At 44.9% G+C, this 849-nt stretch carries 2 protein-coding genes; one reads left to right on the top strand and one right to left on the bottom strand.

Going from position 1 to position 849, the window contains the following annotated elements:
* Positions 1-254: DUF4158 domain-containing protein (locus tag HSP_RS0108105; RefSeq protein ID WP_010129790.1), on the bottom strand; the 254-nt coding region annotated here is incomplete at its 3' end.
* A 163-nt stretch (positions 255-417) separates the two neighbouring features.
* On the opposite strand from HSP_RS0108105, the gene HSP_RS0108100 reads away from it, so the two are divergent.
* The coding region (locus HSP_RS0108100; RefSeq protein ID WP_010129789.1) for a recombinase family protein at positions 418-849 on the top strand (432 nt) is incomplete at its 3' end.

Below are 849 nucleotides of genomic sequence, written 5' to 3'. Positions count from 1 at the left end.
TTAAGCTGTACCGCGACAAAATGTTGAACACCAGGCAGAACCTGAGTTAAATCCGTCAGAAATGTTCCCAGAAAACGGGCTGTGGTGAGCTGAAGCGCAATGCCCAGCCTATTATGTTTGCCCCGTCGTTGGTTAATGAAGGCCAGATCCCGTTCATCAAGATGAAAATAGCGCGCCAGTTGCACGTCATTAGGTTCTGCAGCATAACAACCGTAATTCTGTTTTTGGTCAGAGGTTAGAAAGTCGACAGGCATATCAGGCTCCCTACCTGACAGTTATTCATTAACAATTTTGCAACCGTCCGAAATATTATAAATTATCGCACACATAAAAACAGTGCTGTTAATGTGTCTATTAAATCGATTTTTTGTTATAACAGACACTGCTTGTCCGATATTTGATTTAGGATACATTTTTATGCGACTTTTTGGTTACGCACGGGTATCAACCAGCCAGCAATCTCTCGATATTCAGGTTCGGGCACTCAAAGACGCAGGCGTGAAAGCAAATCGCATCTTTACTGACAAGGCATCGGGCAGTTCAAGCGATCGGAAAGGGCTGGACTTGCTGAGGATGAAGGTGGAGGAAGGTGACGTCATCTTGGTGAAGAAACTTGACCGCCTTGGGCGCGATACTGCTGACATGATCCAGTTAATAAAAGAGTTTGACGCCCAAGGTGTATCCATTCGGTTTATTGATGACGGAATCAGTACCGATGGGGAGATGGGTAAAATGGTTGTCACTATTCTATCTGCAGTGGCCCAGGCAGAACGACAGAGAATACTAGAGCGTACCAATGAAGGTCGCCAAGAGGCAATGGCAAAAGGAGTTGTTTTTGGTAGAAAAAGA

It is taken from the genome of Haemophilus sputorum CCUG 13788 (assembly GCF_000238795.1).
GTDB lineage: Bacteria > Pseudomonadota > Gammaproteobacteria > Enterobacterales > Pasteurellaceae > Haemophilus_A > Haemophilus_A sputorum.
The sequence above is the reverse complement of the archived record's forward strand: the minus strand, read 5'-3'. Positions and strand labels throughout refer to the sequence as shown.